17 protein-coding genes are annotated in these 18,391 nt (G+C 53.6%); 4 read left to right on the plus strand and 13 right to left on the minus strand.

Going from position 1 to position 18,391, the window contains the following annotated elements; translation table 11 throughout:
- Positions 1 to 20: 20 nt before the first annotated feature.
- From atpD to SQ11_RS06955, 8 genes are all read right to left on the minus strand, one after another.
- A complete protein-coding gene (gene atpD / locus SQ11_RS06920; protein WP_041513409.1) occupies positions 21 to 1,400 on the minus strand; it encodes a F0F1 ATP synthase subunit beta in 1,380 nt (459 codons plus the stop codon).
- Between the two features lie 29 nt (positions 1,401 to 1,429).
- Complete coding sequence (atpG, locus tag SQ11_RS06925; RefSeq protein ID WP_004180850.1) at positions 1,430 to 2,311, minus strand: F0F1 ATP synthase subunit gamma; 882 nt, start codon at positions 2,309 to 2,311, stop codon at positions 1,430 to 1,432.
- Between the two features lie 3 nt (positions 2,312 to 2,314).
- Positions 2,315 to 3,856 carry a F0F1 ATP synthase subunit alpha gene (atpA, locus tag SQ11_RS06930; RefSeq protein ID WP_041513410.1) on the minus strand — a complete coding sequence of 514 codons (1,542 nt, stop codon included), beginning with the start codon at positions 3,854 to 3,856 and terminating at the stop codon, positions 2,315 to 2,317.
- 12 nt (positions 3,857 to 3,868) lie between these two features.
- A complete protein-coding gene (locus SQ11_RS06935; RefSeq protein WP_041513411.1) occupies positions 3,869 to 4,405 on the minus strand; it encodes a F0F1 ATP synthase subunit delta in 537 nt (178 codons plus the stop codon).
- A 3-nt stretch (positions 4,406 to 4,408) separates the two neighbouring features.
- Positions 4,409 to 4,879: a F0F1 ATP synthase subunit B gene (locus SQ11_RS06940; protein WP_041513412.1), complete on the minus strand. Its 471-nt coding sequence runs from the start codon at positions 4,877 to 4,879 to the stop codon at positions 4,409 to 4,411.
- Positions 4,880 to 4,916: 37 nt separating this feature from the next.
- Entirely contained in the window at positions 4,917 to 5,189 is a 273-nt protein-coding gene (gene atpE / locus SQ11_RS06945; RefSeq protein WP_004180856.1) for a F0F1 ATP synthase subunit C, read from the minus strand.
- A 61-nt stretch (positions 5,190 to 5,250) separates the two neighbouring features.
- Positions 5,251 to 6,057, minus strand: a complete 807-nt coding sequence (gene atpB / locus SQ11_RS06950) for a F0F1 ATP synthase subunit A (RefSeq protein WP_041513413.1) — start codon at positions 6,055 to 6,057, stop codon at positions 5,251 to 5,253.
- 18 nt (positions 6,058 to 6,075) lie between these two features.
- Positions 6,076 to 6,465, minus strand: a complete 390-nt coding sequence (locus tag SQ11_RS06955; protein WP_040853157.1) for an ATP synthase subunit I — start codon at positions 6,463 to 6,465, stop codon at positions 6,076 to 6,078.
- A gap of 608 nt (positions 6,466 to 7,073) precedes the next feature.
- Here SQ11_RS06955 and SQ11_RS06960 point away from each other — a divergent pair.
- Complete coding sequence (locus tag SQ11_RS06960; protein WP_041513414.1) at positions 7,074 to 8,015, plus strand: PEP-CTERM sorting domain-containing protein; 942 nt, start codon at positions 7,074 to 7,076, stop codon at positions 8,013 to 8,015.
- 180 nt (positions 8,016 to 8,195) lie between these two features.
- On the opposite strand, the gene SQ11_RS06965 is transcribed toward SQ11_RS06960, so the two are convergent.
- The 3 genes from SQ11_RS06965 to SQ11_RS06975 all read right to left on the minus strand — a co-directional run bounded on the left by SQ11_RS06965 (position 8,196) and on the right by SQ11_RS06975 (position 11,166).
- Entirely contained in the window at positions 8,196 to 8,669 is a 474-nt protein-coding gene (locus SQ11_RS06965) for a DUF3565 domain-containing protein (protein ID WP_041513415.1), read from the minus strand.
- 69 nt (positions 8,670 to 8,738) lie between these two features.
- Positions 8,739 to 9,761, minus strand: coding sequence for a polysaccharide deacetylase family protein (locus SQ11_RS06970; protein WP_084226757.1), 1,023 nt, complete (start codon positions 9,759 to 9,761; stop codon positions 8,739 to 8,741).
- Between the two features lie 64 nt (positions 9,762 to 9,825).
- A complete protein-coding gene (locus SQ11_RS06975) occupies positions 9,826 to 11,166 on the minus strand; it encodes a putative O-glycosylation ligase, exosortase A system-associated (protein ID WP_041513416.1) in 1,341 nt (446 codons plus the stop codon).
- A 594-nt stretch (positions 11,167 to 11,760) separates the two neighbouring features.
- On the opposite strand from SQ11_RS06975, the gene SQ11_RS06980 reads away from it, so the two are divergent.
- The 3 genes from SQ11_RS06980 to SQ11_RS16385 all read left to right on the plus strand — a co-directional run bounded on the left by SQ11_RS06980 (position 11,761) and on the right by SQ11_RS16385 (position 15,714).
- A complete protein-coding gene (locus tag SQ11_RS06980) occupies positions 11,761 to 12,774 on the plus strand; it encodes a glycosyltransferase family 2 protein (RefSeq protein WP_041513417.1) in 1,014 nt (337 codons plus the stop codon).
- 101 nt (positions 12,775 to 12,875) lie between these two features.
- Positions 12,876 to 14,327 (plus strand): oligosaccharide flippase family protein, encoded by a 1,452-nt coding sequence (locus SQ11_RS06985; protein WP_041513418.1) that lies wholly within the window; start codon positions 12,876 to 12,878, stop codon positions 14,325 to 14,327.
- Positions 14,328 to 14,463: 136 nt separating this feature from the next.
- Entirely contained in the window at positions 14,464 to 15,714 is a 1,251-nt protein-coding gene (locus tag SQ11_RS16385) for a glycosyltransferase family 4 protein (protein WP_198140814.1), read from the plus strand.
- Here the strand turns inward: SQ11_RS16385 and SQ11_RS06995 are convergent.
- Both SQ11_RS06995 and SQ11_RS07000 read right to left on the minus strand, forming a co-directional pair.
- Complete coding sequence (locus SQ11_RS06995; protein WP_198140815.1) at positions 15,709 to 16,923, minus strand: polysaccharide pyruvyl transferase family protein; 1,215 nt, start codon at positions 16,921 to 16,923, stop codon at positions 15,709 to 15,711. The two genes, SQ11_RS16385 and SQ11_RS06995, sit on opposite strands and share 6 nt — an antisense overlap.
- A gap of 108 nt (positions 16,924 to 17,031) precedes the next feature.
- Entirely contained in the window at positions 17,032 to 18,384 is a 1,353-nt protein-coding gene (locus SQ11_RS07000) for a phenylacetate--CoA ligase family protein (RefSeq protein WP_041513420.1), read from the minus strand.
- Positions 18,385 to 18,391 lie beyond the last annotated feature (7 nt).

Here is an 18,391-nt window from a genome sequence, read left to right on the forward strand (position 1 = left end):
GGTTTATGAAATCAACTTCTCTATTGCAGGGTTTTGGCTTTCTCGACCGCTTCGTCTATCCCGCCGACCATATAGAAAGCCTGTTCCGGCAAGTGATCATAATCTCCGGCAACGATACCCTTGAAGCCTTTAATGGTTTCCTTCAGCGACACATATTTGCCCGGCGAACCGGTGAAGACTTCCGCCACATTAAAGGGTTGCGACAGGAAACGCTGAATCTTGCGCGCTCTCGCCACAGCCAGCTTATCTTCGGGAGAAAGCTCGTCCATCCCCAGAATGGCGATGATGTCACGCAACTCTTTGTAGCGCTGCAGCGTCTGCTGCACGTCACGCGCGGTATTGTAATGCTCTTCACCAACCACCAGCGGATCAAGCTGGCGTGAGGTGGAATCGAGCGGGTCCACCGCCGGATATATCCCCAGCGAGGCGATGTCGCGCGATAACACTACGGTTGCATCCAAGTGACCGAAAGTAGTCGCGGGCGATGGGTCGGTCAAATCGTCCGCTGGCACATAGACCGCCTGAATCGACGTAATGGAACCCGACTTGGTCGAGGTGATACGCTCCTGCAGACGGCCCATTTCCTCGGCCAGCGTCGGCTGGTAACCCACTGCGGACGGCATCCGGCCCAGTAATGCCGATACCTCGGTACCCGCCAGGGTAAAGCGGTAGATATTATCGACAAACAGCAGCACGTCGCGGCCTTCGTCACGGAAAAATTCCGCCATGGTCAGGCCTGTCAGCGCCACGCGCAACCGGTTACCGGGTGGCTCATTCATTTGCCCGTACACCAGCGCCACCTTGTCCAGCACGCTGGAATCTTTCATTTCGTGGTAGAAGTCGTTGCCTTCGCGAGTCCGTTCGCCCACACCCGCAAATACCGAAAAACCACTGTGCTCAATGGCGATATTGCGAATCAATTCCATCATGTTAACGGTCTTGCCCACGCCCGCGCCGCCAAACAGCCCTACCTTGCCGCCTTTGGCAAAGGGGCAGACGAGATCGATAACCTTGATACCCGTTTCCAGTAATTCGGTGGAGGCGGAAAGCTCGTCAAACGCCGGCGCTTTCCGGTGTATCGACATTCTCTTTTCCTCGCCGATGGGTCCCATTTCGTCAATCGGCTTACCGAGAACGTCCATGATCCGGCCCAGCGTCTTGGTCCCGACCGGAACCAGAATCTGGTCGCCGGTGTTGGTGACCATCATGCCGCGGCGCAGCCCATCTGAAGACCCAAGCGCAATCGTGCGCACAATGCCGTCACCCAATTGCTGCTGCACTTCGAGCGTCAGCTCGGTACCCTCCAGCACCAGCGCGTCATACACCTTCGGCATCTCTTCCCGCGAAAACTCGACGTCAACCACGGCGCCGATACACTGAACAATTTTTCCCTGGCTCATGATGTTCCCTAAATGCTAAATCAAAATATTTAAACCGCCGCTGCGCCGCCGACGATTTCCGACAATTCCTTGGTGATGGCAGCCTGGCGCGACTTATTGTAAATCAGCGTCAATTCATTGATCACGTTGCCGGCATTATCCGACGCCGCTTTCATCGCCACCATGCGGGCTGATTGCTCCGATGCCATATTCTCCGTCAACGCCTGATAAATCAGTGCCTCGACATACCGCACCATGATGTCATCAATAACCGGCTTGGCTTCGGGCTCGTAAATATAATCCCATACGCCGCGTTGTCCGGTGGGCCCGTCCCCGGATTTCAGGCGCTCGTCAGAAAGTGGGAGCAATTGCTCCATCACCGGTTCCTGTTTCATGGTATTGATGAAGCGCGTGTAAAAAATGTACACTCGATCGAAACGGTCCTGAGTGTAGCCATCCAGCAAGACTTTCACCGCTCCGATCAGTTTCTCCAGATCCGGCGTATCCCCCAGGCTCACGACATGGGAAATCACGCTGGCGCCGAGGCGGTTCATAAATCCAAAACCCTTATTGCCGATACAGCACGCCTCGATCTGCTCGCCTTCCGCTTCCCACGTTTTCATTTTGCTGACTGCCATGCGCAACACATTCGTGTTGAGTCCGCCGCAAAGGCCTTTATCGGATGTGACCACGACAATGCCGATCCGTTTTACGGTATCACGCTCCACCAGAAATGGATGACGATACTCGGTATAGGCACGGCTCATGTGCGCGGCGACGTTGCGAATCTTCTCGCCATAGGGGCGCGCTTTTTTCATGCGTTCCTGCGCCTTGCGCATTTTGGAGGCCGCCACCATTTCCATGGCGCGCGTGATCTTCTGCGTATTTTTTACGCTTTTGATCTTGTTGCGTATTTCTCGACTGCCAGCCATCGGTTAATAGGTTCCGTTCTTCTTGAATTCCTGAATTGCGGCATCGAGTTCTTTCTCGGTGGCTGCGTCGAGATCCTTGGTGGTCTCTATCTTGTCCATGATGGCGTTATACTTGCTGCGTATGTAGCCCTTCAGCGCTGACTCGAACGCCAGGGCGCGCTTCACCTCCACATCGTCCAGATACCCCTTGTTAACGGCGAACAGGGTAATAGCCATTTCGGACACGCTCAAGGTGGAGTATTGCGCCTGCTTCATCAGCTCAGTCACCATTTTGCCGCGTTCCAGCTGTTTGCGGGTCGCTTCATCAAGATCCGAGGCGAACTGCGCAAACGCGGCAAGTTCACGATATTGCGCCAATGCGAGACGAACGCCGCCGCCCAGCTTCTTGATCACCTTCGTCTGCGCCGCGCCACCCACGCGCGACACCGAAACCCCCGCATTGATCGCGGGACGGATACCGGCATTGAATAAATCGGTTTCCAGAAAAATCTGGCCGTCGGTGATTGAAATGACATTGGTAGGAACGAAAGCGGTTACGTCGCCCGCCTGCGTTTCAATCACGGGCAGGGCGGTAAGCGAACCTGTTTTGCCTTTAACGGCGCCATTGGTGGCCTTCTCCACGTATGCCGCGCTGACCCGCGCGGCCCGCTCAAGCAAGCGTGAGTGCAAATAGAATACGTCGCCGGGATAAGCTTCCCGCCCCGGGGGACGCCGCAGCAGAAGCGAGATCTGCCGGTAGGCCCATGCCTGCTTGGTCAGGTCATCATAAATGATCAGTGCATCCCTGCCCGAGTCACGGAAATATTCACCCATGGTACAGCCGGAATAAGGCGCAATGAACTGCATTGCAGCCGATTCCGATGCCGTTGCCGCCACCACGATCGTATATTCCATCGCGCCATGCTCTTCCAGCTTGCGCACTACGTTGGCGATGGATGAGGCTTTCTGCCCGATCGCGACGTAGATGCACGTCATATTCTCGCCCTTCTGGTTGATGATCGCATCTACCGCCACGGCAGTCTTGCCTGTCTGGCGGTCGCCGATGATCAACTCACGCTGGCCGCGCCCGATGGGAACCATGGCGTCAATGGACTTGAGCCCGGTCTGCACCGGCTGGTTAACGGATTGACGCCATATCACGCCGGGAGCAATTTTTTCGATCGGCTCGGAGTGTTGCGCGGCGATCGGTCCCTTGCCGTCAATCGGCTGTCCCAACGCGTTGACGACCCGGCCTATCAGTTCTTCGCCCACCGGCACTTCAAGGATGCGGCCTGTGCACTTGACGATATCGCCTTCGGTAATGTGCTCGTACGAACCCATGATGACCGCGCCCACGGAGTCGCGCTCGAGATTAAGCGCGAGACCGAAAGTATTGCCGGGAAACTCCAGCATCTCGCCCTGCATCACGTCGGAAAGGCCATGGATACGCACGATACCGTCGGTTACCGACACAATGGTGCCCTGCGTACGGACTTCCGCGGAGACGGCGAGTCCCTCGATTCTGCTTTTAATCAGTTCACTGATTTCGGATGGATTTAACTGCATTTCAAATAACTCCTAGCTTTTAAGTGCGACAGCCATGGCTTCCAGTTTACCGCGCACGGAGGCATCCAGCACTTCGTCGCCGATTTCAACTTTCACCCCGCCTATCAATTCGGGATCGATACTTACCGTGGCTTCTATTTTGCGCTTGAACTTGATTTCGAGGCTGGCCACCAGATCTTTCAATTGCTCATCACTCATAGCAAATGCGGAAGCAATTTTCGCCCCCAACACACCTTCGTGCTGGGTCTTCAGCTGTTCGAACAGCTCGCTCACCTCGGGCAATATTTCAATCCGGCCATTTTCCGCCAGCAGCACTATGAAATTGCGACCTGCTTCATTGAATTTATCGCCGCCCACGCCGAGAAGCAGCTCGCCCAGTCGCCTGGCCGGAACTTTTGGATTGCCGATAAGCGCACGTATACCGTCGTCCGCAGCGATGGCGGCAGCCAGCTGCAGCATGTCGGACCAGGCGGGAAGCGCATCGGTGGCCTTGGCCAGCCTGAAGACAGCCTCCGCGTAAGGTCGTGCGATCGTGCGGGCTTCAGCCATCGCCTAGAGCTCCGTTTTAATGGAAGCAAGCAGATCAGCATGCGTTTTGGCGTCCACTTCGCGGTGCAGGATTTTCGCAGCACCCGCCAAAGCCAGATCGGCCACATGCTGCCGTAATGTCTCCCTGGCACGGAAGACTTCCTGCTCGACCTCCGCCTTTGCACCGACGAGAATACGACTGCCTTCGTCCCTTGCGACGTTCTTCGCTTCCTCGACAATCTCGGCCGCGCGTTTTTCAGCCTGAGCAACGATGTCAGCTGCCCGCTGCTTGGCTTCTCTCACCACATCGGCGGAACGATGACTTGCCAGCTCCAGCTCCTGCTTGCCGCGCTCGCCTGCCGCCAGACCGTCGGCAATGGTTTTCTGCCGGTTTTCGATTGCGCGCATCAACGGTGGCCACACAAACTTGACCGTGAACCAGATAAATATGGCGAACGCCATCGCCTGAGAAAAAAGCGTGAAGTTGATATTCATGGCTAGTCTCTGATTATGGTACCGGTAGCGGGCATTGTTACTTGATGACAGCCAGCAGCGGATTCCCGAATGCAAAGAGCATCGCCAGACCCACGCCGATAATGAAGGATGCGTCGATCAATCCGAGTAACAGGAACACTTTGCCTTGCAGCGTCGGGATCATTTCCGGCTGGCGGGCGGCGCCCTCAAGGAAGCTGCTGCACATGATACCGATGCCAATACAGGCGCCTGCGGCGCCGAGACCGATCATCAGGCCGATACCAATGCCCGTGTAGGCCTGAATCATCGCCAAGTATTGCAAATTGTCCATCTCGTTTTCCTCTCGTCGTAGTGATAAATAATGGTTTTGTGATGGTGAGTGGGGGGTTAAATCAGTGCGACTCGTGCGCCATGGAAAGATAAACCACCGTCAGCATCATGAAAATGAACGCCTGCAGCGTAATGATTAAAATATGGAAAATAGCCCATCCCGCCCCCAGCAGGGTACCGAACAGGGTCCCGGCCAAACCGGTGGCGGCCCACATGCCGATCAGCAGAAAAATGATCTCGCCGGCGTAGATGTTTCCGTAAAGACGCAGGGAGTGGGAAAGCGGCTTGGAAACATACTCGACCACATTGAACAGAATATTGACCGGCCACAGGATGGGATTCTTGCCGAATGGGGTACACACCAGCTCATGTATCCACCCACCCAGTCCTTTTACTTTTATATTGAAGAAAATCATCAGCAACCATACCGACAGCGCCAGCGCAAACGTGGTGTTGATGTCGGTGGTCGGCACACTGCGCCAGTTATGCAAACCCAGCACCTCGTAAACCGCAGCCATGATATCGATGGGCAAGAGATCCATCGCGTTCATCATGAGCACCCAGACAAACACCGTAAGAGCCGTGGGCGCGACAAACTTGTGACGGTCACCATGAAAGGTGCTTTTGACTTGCTCATCAATGAATTCAATAGCCAGCTCGACAAATGCCTGACGCTTGCCGGGCACCCCGGAAGTCGCGCCACGCACCACCCACCACAGGAAACCGAAGCTGATAACGCCCAGCAGTATCGACATTGCCAGTGTATCCACATGCAATGTCCAGAATGCGCCCTCGCCCAATGAACTGGTCAGGTTGGTGAGGTGATGCGACATGTAAGACGTTGGAGTAAGCTCTGTGCCTGATGCCATTTTTATTGCCTATTCAAACTATTTAATCCCGGCAGCGCTTGTTTCATCCGTTACAAACAGCGCCATGCCAAAAATCAGCACCGTGACCGCGAACGTTCCGATAAAACCGACCGCGACCACATCTTCGTAAAGTGTCAGAACCAACCAGAGCAATATGATCATGGTAATGATCTTTATCGCCTCTGCTTTCAGCGCAGTTATCAGGACACCCCCCGCGGTGGCTCCCTGGTAGTGCGAGATCACCGCCGCAAAAGCAGCGGCGGAAATTATACTGATCACACCGCCCAATAGCGCGGAAGCCGCGCCATGAAATCCCCATAGCAGACCAAGGGTCAGCACCATTGCCACGGTGACGATCATTTGCCAACGCATGACAATGCGCACCGGCTTGTTTCGTATCCAAGGCATATGTGGTGTCTGTCAGAAAACAGCGGCTTGGCGTGACGCTGGGCGGGTTGAAATTTTTTTCACAAGATCTGAATTTTTATTTCCCCAGCCGGCGCACCCTTTCGGGGTTCATCTTTTGGGCCAGCCGAACCAGCAAGATTCCGCTATTCGGCACTGACTGAATTTCAAAACACGCGGATTTTAATCTGCTTGCGCGCGCCAGTCAATGGAAAGTCTTCCCGGCCTATCCGGGAATGGCGACGAAAGTCATTAAAAGCATCATGCTACGCGGGAAATCGATGCGACTGCCGCGGGTCTCGGGCAGAGGCTATTCCGCAGCAATCTGTCTTTGAAACAGCCGTTTTTATAGCGTTTTATGGTGAGCACGGGAAAAAATTGGAAGGAAACACCGCGAGCAAAATAACAAAGTTCTGGCAATGCTTACCTTCTTTCAAGCCTCGAAACGCTGAAAGCCATGGCGAGAATGTCGAAAATTTTTACACCCATAGGCTCATCAAGCGGTACCGGTATGTAACATGATGATTATAAAATAATTATAAAAAGGTATAATTATTGCTTCGATTTAAATTCGCGGCATTGCTTATTCAGGCTATTTGACGGAGGTGGCAATGAGAATCATGAATCTCTCGGTATCATGGGGAGCGCTCCTTGCAAGCTTGAGTCTGATGTCAGCGGCACAAGCGAGTTCAATCAATGTGTTATGGTACACCTATGCTGATCCGGCCTCGGAGTATCGGCAGAAATTTTCACAATTGGCCAGTGTCGTGCATACGCTCCCTCAAAGTGATGGGTCAACCTGGAATCTGACCTACTGGGATGCCAATAGCGCAGCTCCCGATTTTTCCGCTTATAACGTGTTGGTAGTCGAAAGCGGGGAATCTTTCCGGACCGGAGCGACCCCAAACGGGCCGCTGGCCATACCGGATTACGGTGGCATCCTGGATAATAAAGTGGCAATAGAAGCTGCCCGGGGTGATCGAACCTTCATCACCGCCGCTGATTCCGACTTTCATGCGCTGCGTGGCGACACAGGAAATATTCCTGATGACCCGAGCGCTCCCGACGGCGGCGGGAAATGCGCTCCCGCGTTGACCGCGCCCAGTTGTTGGGATGGTGCTGTGGGGCATTCGGTAAATGCGATCAACTGGGCGGGAAGTGGCAATGGCCTTGGAATTGTCTCTTTCCTGGATGGCGAGCACCCAGGATCTTTTTGGTGGACAAATGCAAATTCCTTCCTGCGTGATGAACTTGCCGGACATGTGAATTACGCTGGCGCGGACCAGAGCCCGGTCATTAATCCCTTGCAGGCAGGCTACGCCTTCAATTCCGGACTTACTTCCCAGGGACTCTCGGACTGGGATAATTCTTTTCATGCAACTTTTCTGCCAATCGACGGTTACACCCAAATTGTCGACTCGAGTCTAAGGCCAGGTTCTGCAGTTGCTATTGCCACATCCGTTGTCCCGGAATCCGAAACCTACGCCATGATGCTGGCTGGCCTTACCCTGATAGGAGCGATAACCCGTCGCAGAAAAAATCCAGTAGCCTGAAAAATCCAATCTTCAGGGAACACTGGCTGATGTCCGTTTGCACGTTATTGCCAAGGGCAGGGTGAAAATCCTTGCGCTATGTGGAAGCGTATAAAGCCCCTACCGGCAAGGAGCACCCATTTATCTCATCTGCATTAATTCAGACTAAATAGTCCATGTTGCGGGTTGGATGGATTCGGATCATTGCCCATCTTTATCCGGCGCCCGGTAGAACTCGACAAAGAAACGAACGGGGCCCAAAGGCTCCACATTATGCAGGACTTCCGGCACGACAATTCCCATCTTATCCGGAGACAGTTCAGTTTCCGTCCCAAAGGCCGGTACGCGGTAACGTAACTTACCTTCCAGCACATTAATTTTCGCCCAGACACCGGTCTTCGTCGAGTGATCCTTCCTCAACGCGGCCGGTACCGATTCTTCGGTAAATTCGGGTGTACGTTTGTAAGCAATAAAATCATCTGGCAGCTCAAATTTTTCACATCGAACACAGTTGAGCATCTTGCCTAACATGCTGTCGCGACCCTCTTTATCGATTACCCATGGGCGGTTGATAAATGGCGGATTATGCCGCACATGTTGCGGATGGCCGCAGGTAAGAATGGCTATTGGATCGCCTTCACCATCAACTTCAAACCCTGTAATCGCTCGTTCCATAATCCAACATAGTAAATCGTAAGAAAATCTATTGTGCCGTATGATTGCTGAGTTAGCAGCCTGCCGGGCCTAAACTGTATCAACGGGTTTGAGCATGTTTTGCGCCATGCGAAACATGAAGCGCATTGACTCCCGATCCCATGGTGTAAATCGCGGCAACTGATATAAGTCGCTACCTATTCTGGCTGCACCATGAGCGGTGGAAACTGCCGCATCAAAACCAATTTTCCTGACCATTCTCACATGGTCCGTTGCATAGTCTCGCCCCGGTTTTCCGTTCGGATATGCAAAAAGCCTTACGGGAGCATGAATTATACCCTCCAGTATCTCTTTGCCATGAGCGATTTCGGCGCAGGCCGCATCATTCTGCAGACGCGACAGGATAGGATGATTGACGGTATGCCCGCCGATCTCCATTCCCGCACTATGCAGAAGCCTGACTTGATCAGACGTCATCATGAGATTGTTTGATGGAATGACGGGAATGAGAATGCACATCTCTTCTACCCGCGATTGCCTTGATTCAAGCGGCAGATACTTGAGCGCATCCAGCACGTTATTGATAGCTTGCCGCCGTTGCGGGAGTGTCCCGATCTCGAATTGTCCCAAGCCTATTTTGGCGAGATCGAGTGTATCTCCGGGTGCACCGCGGATTAATTCAATTACCGTGTCGTTCCACATCCGCCCGCCGTCAAGGAAACCGGTCGACACAAAGAATGTGGCGGGAATATCGTGTTTTTTCAAGATGGGCAGGGCAATTTCCGCGTTATCCGCATAACCGTCGTCAAATGTGATGCAAGCTGCGCGAGGCGGCAGCTTTCCTTCACGCAAGCCCCGTACCGCATCAAGGAGAGACATTATTTTGAAGCAGCCTGCAAGCTGCCCCATTTGATGATCGAAATTTTCCGCGTCGCTTTCTCCTGGAAAGAGCGCGTCGAGTTGAGGCAGTACTCGGTGATAGATAAGTATCGTCAACCGGCCACGCGATCCGCCGGGAGAAAACAGATTCAGGAACGCACGGCTCGGCAATAAGGTCCAGGACGGCATGGGGTTGGCCAGCATTCCCACGTAACCGGATTCACCCGCCGCCATACGCACTATCCAGACGCGCAACTGCCGGACATGCCATGAAATGACCCAATTCGATATGCATGCGCTACCCAGAGTCCCCGGCAATTCGTTGTGATTGGGATGGGCTCAGGTTTCCAAATTGACGTTGGGCGCCGGTACGTTTTTCAATGATGGCCAGCGCGGCCTTCTCCTTCAGATCCTTTTCCACCAGAACACGGGTGACCACCATCGCCGCCATCAGATAATAAGGCACGTCAAAATAGACCAGACTGAGGAATGCCGCCCCTACGGCAAAACCTATCAGGCTCACCTGGATCATGCTCGCCAGACTGTAAGCCCACAGGTAATCATCTCGTTTGGCGGTATTGCGGATAATCCATGAACCTGTTCGCCAGGTCGCAAAACCAAGCAAAAGGTAGAGCGCTAAACCAATAAATCCATGCTCACCCAGGACCTGAAAATATATACTGTGAGCCGCGTGAATATCATAAGGGTTGGGTGCGTAGCGGAAAAAAAGCTCCGGCATCGTGACCTCGAAGCCGCCGCCGGTCAATGGCCGGTCTTTGGCCAGATTGTAGGCCATCCACCAGGCATTGAAGCGTCCCTGGACCGATTCGTCCTCTTCGTACGTATTAATGGTATCCATTCTTTTTGACCATTCATCTGGCATGAAGGCAAGCAGAGGAGGAATGGCCACGACAGCCAGCATGCCTAGGCCGGCCTTTTTCCGGCTTTTCAGCCAAAGAAACCCGCCCATGGCCGCAATTGCCAGCAGGGCACCGCGTGAATAACTTCCGAGGGCGGCAACCGCGCAAAGCACCATGGCGGCCGTCATACCGCGGCGCACCCATTTATTCGGTGAAACGATTTGCAGATAGTGCATCAGGGGGATAGTCATGATGAGCGCGAGCGCTATTTCATTGTTTCCGCCAATAAACGTACCCTCCGGCCCCCAGACTAAATCTCCCCCGCCGCTTTTAATGGTAAAGATTCCACCTTTGACGCCATAATAGCCAAGCGATGCAACGATGACCCAAATGAGAAGCTGCACGTGTTGTTTTGTCTTGATCAGCATCAGGGTAACAAAAGTCATCAACATGATTTTGATCACCTTGTTCCACTGAATATAGGCATCGTCCGGATATAGCGCAAAGATCGTCGTTACATTCATCCAGAGCACGAAAGCGATAAAAATTCCGGTGACCGGGGTCAGCGGCAAGGCTTTAGCATCTTTGGTGAAAACAAGGCTCAGTAGCGTAGAGCCCGCGATAATCGCGGCAAACGGAAAAGTGGAGGCAAACCCCCAGCCCTGCGTATGAGGGTTCATAACGCTGATCCACACCCACATCAATACCCCAATGTACGGTCTCTTGAATACATATGGGAGCAAACCGAATACGATAAGGGTGACAAGTATGTCTCTCATGAATAATTCTCGTCCGGACTACTCTAGCGATTACCGTTTTTAGCGATGGATATCATTCTTTAATCTTATAAGCATAGGACTATTAAGGATAAGATGTCCATTATCAAAGAATTTATCGGTCAAGACAACGTCAGATTTTGGCTCTCATGCAACAGCACGGCTGTTGGATTTGTTCCTCTTCTTGGACTCCTTCAACCTTTTTCATATATCGTACACGGCGTTCCGCCCAGCCACCGGAATCCGGACTGATGCGCCATGTAAAGCAAGCATTAAGATTAGCATGGTATTCTTTCGATAGTATTATTGGGGAATGCCTGATAATTGGAAAGCCGGAACAGAACTACTTTCTCCAGCTTATTTTTATCCCAGAAAGAGCCGATGAGATTCTATACTAACCGCGGTTTAACGATGAACAGGGTGTACCAATAATCCAGAATCCGTCTCCATGAGGTTTGTGAGCGTGTTATCAGATTATGGTGGGCGGCTCGAAACCCAGTCTGGGCCAATCATACCGGATTCTTGATCAAGCATTGCAGCGTAACGACCGAACCAATGGACACCGTACAGCATGATCTCACGAGAAGGATCTAATTAATGAGAAATGATCTCGACGCGCCTCTTGAGGTAACGGTCGTCATCGCCGCATATAATCGGTCCAAGCTCATCACCCGCGCGCTGGAGAGCGTTCGCAATCAACTCAGAACGGCAAAAGAGATCATCGTGGTTGATGATGCTTCAACGGATGATACTGTCGAAGTCGCCACTGCCTGGGGCAAACATCATACTTTCCCTGTTCGCGTTGTGAAACTTCCGAAGAATGGCGGACCCGCGGTTGCGCGCAACAAGGGCATCGAACTTGCCCGCACCGAATATATTGCTTTTCTGGATTCGGACGATGAGCATGTGCCAACTACCCTAGCCAGACTGGTTTCATCGCTCGATGCGTTTCCCGATGCAGTGGTAAGCTTTGCCGATGCGACCGTTATCACGCCGGGCGAAATACAGGAACATGGCTTGCTCGCACCCCATCTCGACTTGAACCGCGACGCAATTCAATTGCAAAAGGAAAATCCTGTTCTTTACCAATTTTCTGACGCCAAATCAAAGCTCCTTAAAGCCAGTATCATTCCCACCAGCGCTACCTGCTTCCGGCGTGACGCTGCGTTGCGCGCGGGCGGCATGCCCGAGAATATCCGCTCCAGCGAAGATTGGTTGTTCTGGCTCCGCCTCAGCCAACAAGGCACTTTCCATTTTCAGCTTGACGATCTTGCCCGCCATCATCGGCACGAAACCAATCTCACCCGCCCCGGCGACACCGAATTTATCGCACGCCAATCCATCAAGGCACGTCTGCAACTACTCGTTGGCGAGAGAGGCATCACGTTGACGCGCGAGCAGCGGGAAACAGTGGAGCAGCTGGTGACGCAGTATTTGAGCATATGGCGTTACAACTTATCGCTGCTGGGCATCGGAGCTTATATCGATGGGCTGAAGCAGTTTGCGGCGGACTGCCCGGCCCTACTCACAAAACTGCATCCTTTATCAGATATAAAGAACTTGTTTCGGGCCACCTATTACTCGCTCCGAGGACTTCACAAGATGCATTGAACATCTCCCGCGCGCGTCTACCCATGACATCTCAGGCAGAGCCGCGTTATTGATCCCGTCTCATCCTCCATCTTCTTCCGTCTAAAAGAATCAACTTTCACATGAGTGTTCGCCGATCCCTTGGTATCAGTACGCTAACCGAGGTGGCCGTATTCCTTCTTTCGCTGCTCAGCGTAGTCGTTGTTTCCCGCCTCCTTGCGCCGGACGAGATCGGAGTATTTTCCGTTGCGGTTTCGATCGTAGGTTTCGCACATATACTCCGGGATTTCGGGGCCGGGCAATATCTCGTTCAATTACGCGAAATCAGCAAAGCACATCTCCGCGCCGTCTTCACGATCATGCTGATGATATCGTGGAGCATCGCCGCACTGCTCTTCGCTGTCAGACACCTCATCGCGGCTTTCTATGCGCACGAGGGTATCGCTCAGGTGCTGGCCTTGCTCGCAATCAACTTTCTCCTGCTTCCCTTCGGGTCACATATTCTCGCGATATTAAAGCGCGAAATGCAGTTTGGGAAAGTAGCCATTGTGGGTCTCGCCAGTACCTGTGTGCAGGTTATCGTGACGATCCTTACCGCATGGGCCGGCGAGAGCTACCTGAGCATGGCCTGGGGGTCGATCGCCGGCAATATTTCGAATGTGATCATCCTATCGCTTATGCGTCCAGAGTTTGCCCTGCTACCCCCGACCAGGAAAGGCCTTCGTGAGGTGCTGGGTTTTGGTTCGAAGTCCAGCGTCACTTCCTTTGTCGGTGAACTGGGAGCCAGCGGACCTGACCTTATATTCGGCCGGACGTTAGGCTTTGATGCGGTCGCATTCTATAGCAGGGCAGCAAGCCTGAACCATATGATTCTCTGGAAATCGTATGCGGCAATCCGGCAGGTTTATTTCCCCGCCTTCGCCAAAGGCATCCGGGAAGGGCACGACGCCGCTACGCTGTACTATCGATCCATGGCGCTTATAGTGGGTGTCATGGCGCCGCTCATCGTTGTAATGGCTCTCCTGGCGGATGTCTTGATCCTGTTCCTGTTCGGCAGCCAATGGCAAAAATCTGCTGACCTTGCCGTCGTTCTGTGCGCATTCGACATCATTCGAACGCCGATCATGCTCGCTTCATCTTCGTTGATCGCCGGCGGTCATGTTGGCACCGCCATGCGCTGCCAGCTGATCACCCAATTCTTTTTTCTCCTGCTCCTTTCTCTTTCGATCTGGCTGCCGCTCGAATATGTTGTGTATTCGCTGATGCTGGCCCGTGTAATCGAGGCAGCTGCCTATATGCGCGCGCTGCATCGCCATTTTGGCGTGAAACTGTCTCTTTTCTGGACGCATGTCAGAAGCAGTTATCTACTCATACCGTTCGCGGCTGCAGGCCCCGCATTGTTGCGCATCCTGGCCCACTACGGTCAAGTCGATTTGCCGGCCTTGTTTTTTCTGGCATTTTCTGGAATTCTGGCTGCCGCCGGCCTGCTCCTGGGTATCTTTATTGTGCGCCATCCCTTAGGCAATGAGATTCTCCGCTTGCTCCCGGTACTTTCCAGAAATAAAGAATCTTGACGGGTCGAAACGTATGAGTAATACCCCAAAATCCAGCCCAGTACGGTAACCGGAAACCGGAAACCGGAAAAATAACATTTACTGCAATATGGAAAGCCTGATTCGATCATTAGCAATACAACTGACTGAGGGGGAAGTGAACATCAAGGAACGCAGTCGAAAGCGCATTCTTTTTATCTCTCCCGTCACCCCGAAGTCCGGCGGGATCGGGATTGAAGTACGGGCCTGGTCGCACCTTGAAGCGCTTGCCACCGTGGCGGACGTTGATCTTGCGCTAGCCATGACGCCGGACCAGGTGGCGCGGGCCAGCGTAGAGGAGATTCAGCCGCTGTGTAGCAGCGTAACCTTTATAAAGCTTCGGCCAAGCGGCAAAATGGCTAAGAGAAGGGTAACGGGACTCACCGCGCTGAACCGTGCCGTGAATGTGCACAGCTCCTCTTTCCAGCTCGATACGAAGGATATGACCAGCCTTTGCGAACGGCTGCGGAATATGCACATCGATATCGTATTCTGCTTTCGGATAGCTTCCTATGACGTATTCGAGCATTTTCCCAAAACCTCAATCTGGCAGCATAGCCGTTTATTCGTTGATTTCGACGACATCGAATCCCTTTCGATCCGACGGGAACTGCCTTTCGCAAAAAGGATACTGGGGTTTGAAAGCGCCCTGATCGTCCGCATCGCAGGCATCGAAGCATCGATCCTCGAATCAAGAATCCAGCGCAAGGCAGACATGATCAGCGTATGCTCCGAAGTGGATCGGCAACGCCTCGTATCCCGCGGTGGCCGCGCCACGGTCGTAATCGTTCCCAACTCCTTTACGCGTATGCCTGCCCTGCCCTTGCGACCCATCGGTACGGTTGCGAAACTGCTATTTCTTGGCACCATGTCCTACTCGCCCAATGAGGACGCCATTCTGTATTTTTGCAGAGAAATTTATCCGCACATCCGTAAGCGTTATCGCCGTGACATCAGGCTGACTATAGTGGGGCGCCGACCCAGTGCGAAAGTGCTCGCACTCGCCGAAGATGCCTCGATTGTGGTAACGGGGGGGGTGGATTCGGTAGAACCCTACTACGATGAAGCGGATCTGGTGGTGGCGCCGATTCGATTTGGTGGCGGCACGAGAGTCAAGATACTCGAAGCGCTTTCGTTCGGTCGCGCCGTCGTATCCACCACGCTAGGCGCTGAAGGCCTTGAATTGATGCGGGGGCGCGATCTTGAGCTTGCCGACGAGCCGGAGGATTTTGCGGGTATCTGTGTCGCTCTGCTTGAGAATCAGGGTATGCGTTTCGATCTCGCCAGGTCCGGCAGGGAGCGGGTTGGCGCCGTATATGAGCGTAAACAGATACAGCACGCGCTGGCAAAACGAATTCTGGATTTATAGCCCGGAGAAATTTTCTTTGGAAAGGTTCTTTACCACCCCGATATGCCGGGCAATCTGCTCCCGATAGGTCGAAAGCAGCGGCAAAGCTTCCAGAACCTTGACGGGCAGCATCAGATCATTATAGGCAGATTGGGGGGTGATCAACAAGGATTTCAGATCAAAGTAGCCTAATAATCCCTCAAACTTGCCCATGTAGCCGATGCCGATTGCCGGCACACCACTTCCGAGCGCTGCGATGGCGAAATGCATGCGTCCTGTGACAACAAGGTCGCTGGCAGCTGCGATGGCCTTGGCATCCCAAGCATGCAGTGGGGGCTCCAACAGAAAAGTTCGATTTCTTGCCATATCGCCAAGTTCCGCAAATATCCTTGAATGGCAGAGTTGATCCGATTCCTTGCCGCGAAAGTCGTGAGGGACGAGCACAAAACGCAGCGAGCCATCCTTGGCAGCTAGCTCATCGATCAGTTCCACATAAGCAATTTTGATGCGATCCGGATCGGAGGGGTTAGTCAGGATATTTCCATTGAGCGCGATCACCCGTGCCCCGCCTTGTTTTTCATGCCGAATCCATTCCAATGCACGCAATGCGCTCGCGCTCACGGCCTTCGCCGCGACTTGGAAAGCCAGGTCGGCAACCTGCCTCGCTTCGCGGCCGGTGAAACCAGTGAAGCGTCTGTGCGACACGGGATCACGCGCGCAGCAGACAATCTCGGCTGCAAGAGATTTGAACCGATCCACGACCCGTGGATTCGGCTCTTCCGAGAAGCTGAATCCAAACAGTCTGGAGGGTACGCCAGCGGAGGCGGCTAGATCGAGCGCGTGCAGATAATAGAGCGCTTGCCCCTCATCGTAGCGGCCATCAATCACGTCTGCGCCAAGCACACAGAATAACCGGGCGTTGCGGAGCGCCAGGAGCAGCCGTAAATCGGAAAGGGTCCCGCCATGGACATCGATTTTGGATGACCCCTCGTTTTGCAGCGGAATAACTTCATAGTTAGGCAGCAATACTTGACGTAAATGGCAATTCCACTCGCGGCTTAAACCGTCGTGGAGCCCTTGCAGCAGCGCCTGATCCCCCAGGCTGCCTGCGGATGCCGGCGGGGCCACCAGAATTTCTCTTTGCTGTCGAGGTAAAATCTGTCGATGGATGCGCACATAATTTCGAACCATCGAAACCAGAAAACTTGCAGCAATTGCTTTAAATGTCATAGTTGGGGCTCTGTTGCAGCATTCATTGGCAGCATTCATTGAAAATTCACAAGCGGGGTCGCGCACTTATGGAACGCTGATAGCTTGAAATATACTTACTTTCCTCGGTTAATCAGGCTTAACCCTGCTCACTACATAACGGAACTTTCCGGACTTCTCCGCTGGGATTGCCGGTACCTCCTCGATAGCTATTTCCACCTCTTGCCCTAGTCGAGCTTTGAACCCTAGCTCGATTTTTGAGACGAGTTCCCGATTCATCCCACCCTCGACAACCACCAGTACCCGGATAAGATCCCGGCTCTCCTGAATGATCTTGAAGGCCAGAATCTGCGGCAAATCGCGCAGAATATAGATCAAGGCCAGGCCGTGCATGACAGTACCATCCTGAGCCACCAGAAAATCGGTACTGCGGCCCTGGATTTCCTTGAGTAAAGGGAGTCCCCGCCCGCAAGAGCAGGGTTTATTATCCAGCACACCAATGTCGCCGGTACGATAGCGAATGAAAGGGAAGTCCCGCGTGGCAAGGTGAGTCACGACTATCTCCCCCGCCTCGCCATAAGGTAACGCTGCACCCTGCTGATCCAGGATCTCGACGATAATGTCCTCGGCGGTGATGTGCATGCCGCCATGGGGACATTCATGTGCAATGAAACCTGCATCGCGGCCGCCATAGCCATTTGCCACCGGACAGCCAAATGTTTTGCTGATCTGCTGGCGCTGCTCATCGTAGAGCCGTTCCGATGTCACAAACGCAACGCGGATGCCCAGGTCATCCATACGTTGCTCCCTTGCCTCGGCATGGCGGGCGATATGAGATAGCGCGGAGGGATAACCAAACAACATTCTTGGCCGCACGTTCCGGATTTCATCCAGGAATTGATCCAGTTTCTGCGTCGACATCTCGAAGGCGGGAAGCAGTTTTGTTCTGAGCAGCCGGTCGCGCAAGGCACGCACGCCATCCTGCGCGCCGAGTTCGATAGGTGAGCCCCACACCACGATCTCCGGGTCGCCTATATCCACTCCCCACCAGCGGGTGGCGCGCCATTTCGCCGCGACGTCGTGACTTACCCGTTCCTTGCCGATGTAAAAGATCAGCGGATCACCGCTGGAACCACCGGTATTGAAGCGCGCCAGATGCCGGGCATTCTCCGACTTGAGCGCCTCGACATTGTGGCGAATGGTCGTTTTATCGAGAAGAGGCAGGCGAGCAAGATCGGACAGCGAATGAATATCTCGCGCTTTGAAGCCCATCTCCGCGAAGCGCTCGCGATAGTAAGGTACGTGTGCTTCGACGTGCGTAAGCAGCCGGCGCAGCCTGGAAAGCTGCAGCGCTTTCAGGCGTTCGTCTTCCCACCACTGGGAGACTTCCATCTGTTGGCGCGCTGCTACGCTGCCATGTTTCTTGAAATGCTCTTGGAGGGGGAAAAGCAGTCCCGAGATCAGTGATGTGTATAGGTCCATGGGAGTC

It is taken from the genome of Nitrosospira sp. NpAV (genome assembly GCF_000832065.1).
In the GTDB taxonomy this organism is placed as follows: domain Bacteria; phylum Pseudomonadota; class Gammaproteobacteria; order Burkholderiales; family Nitrosomonadaceae; genus Nitrosospira.

Coding starts and splice junctions, on each gene's coding strand:
- atpD (WP_041513409.1), bottom strand. CDS start 1,400: ATGAGCCAGGGAAAAATTGTTCAGTGTATCGGCGCCGTGGTTGACGTC.
- atpG (WP_004180850.1), bottom strand. CDS start 2,311: ATGGCTGGCAGTCGAGAAATACGCAACAAGATCAAAAGCGTAAAAAAT.
- atpA (WP_041513410.1), bottom strand. CDS start 3,856: ATGCAGTTAAATCCATCCGAAATCAGTGAACTGATTAAAAGCAGAATC.
- SQ11_RS06935 (WP_041513411.1), bottom strand. CDS start 4,405: ATGGCTGAAGCCCGCACGATCGCACGACCTTACGCGGAGGCTGTCTTC.
- SQ11_RS06940 (WP_041513412.1), bottom strand. CDS start 4,879: ATGAATATCAACTTCACGCTTTTTTCTCAGGCGATGGCGTTCGCCATA.
- atpE (WP_004180856.1), bottom strand. CDS start 5,189: ATGGACAATTTGCAATACTTGGCGATGATTCAGGCCTACACGGGCATT.
- atpB (WP_041513413.1), bottom strand. CDS start 6,057: ATGGCATCAGGCACAGAGCTTACTCCAACGTCTTACATGTCGCATCAC.
- SQ11_RS06955 (WP_040853157.1), bottom strand. CDS start 6,465: ATGCCTTGGATACGAAACAAGCCGGTGCGCATTGTCATGCGTTGGCAA.
- SQ11_RS06960 (WP_041513414.1), top strand. CDS start 7,074: ATGAGAATCATGAATCTCTCGGTATCATGGGGAGCGCTCCTTGCAAGC.
- SQ11_RS06965 (WP_041513415.1), bottom strand. CDS start 8,669: ATGGAACGAGCGATTACAGGGTTTGAAGTTGATGGTGAAGGCGATCCA.
- SQ11_RS06970 (WP_084226757.1), bottom strand. CDS start 9,761: ATGGCGGCGGGTGAATCCGGTTACGTGGGAATGCTGGCCAACCCCATG.
- SQ11_RS06975 (WP_041513416.1), bottom strand. CDS start 11,166: ATGAGAGACATACTTGTCACCCTTATCGTATTCGGTTTGCTCCCATAT.
- SQ11_RS06980 (WP_041513417.1), top strand. CDS start 11,761: ATGAGAAATGATCTCGACGCGCCTCTTGAGGTAACGGTCGTCATCGCC.
- SQ11_RS06985 (WP_041513418.1), top strand. CDS start 12,876: ATGAGTGTTCGCCGATCCCTTGGTATCAGTACGCTAACCGAGGTGGCC.
- SQ11_RS06995 (WP_198140815.1), bottom strand. CDS start 16,923: ATGACATTTAAAGCAATTGCTGCAAGTTTTCTGGTTTCGATGGTTCGA.
- SQ11_RS07000 (WP_041513420.1), bottom strand. CDS start 18,384: ATGGACCTATACACATCACTGATCTCGGGACTGCTTTTCCCCCTCCAA.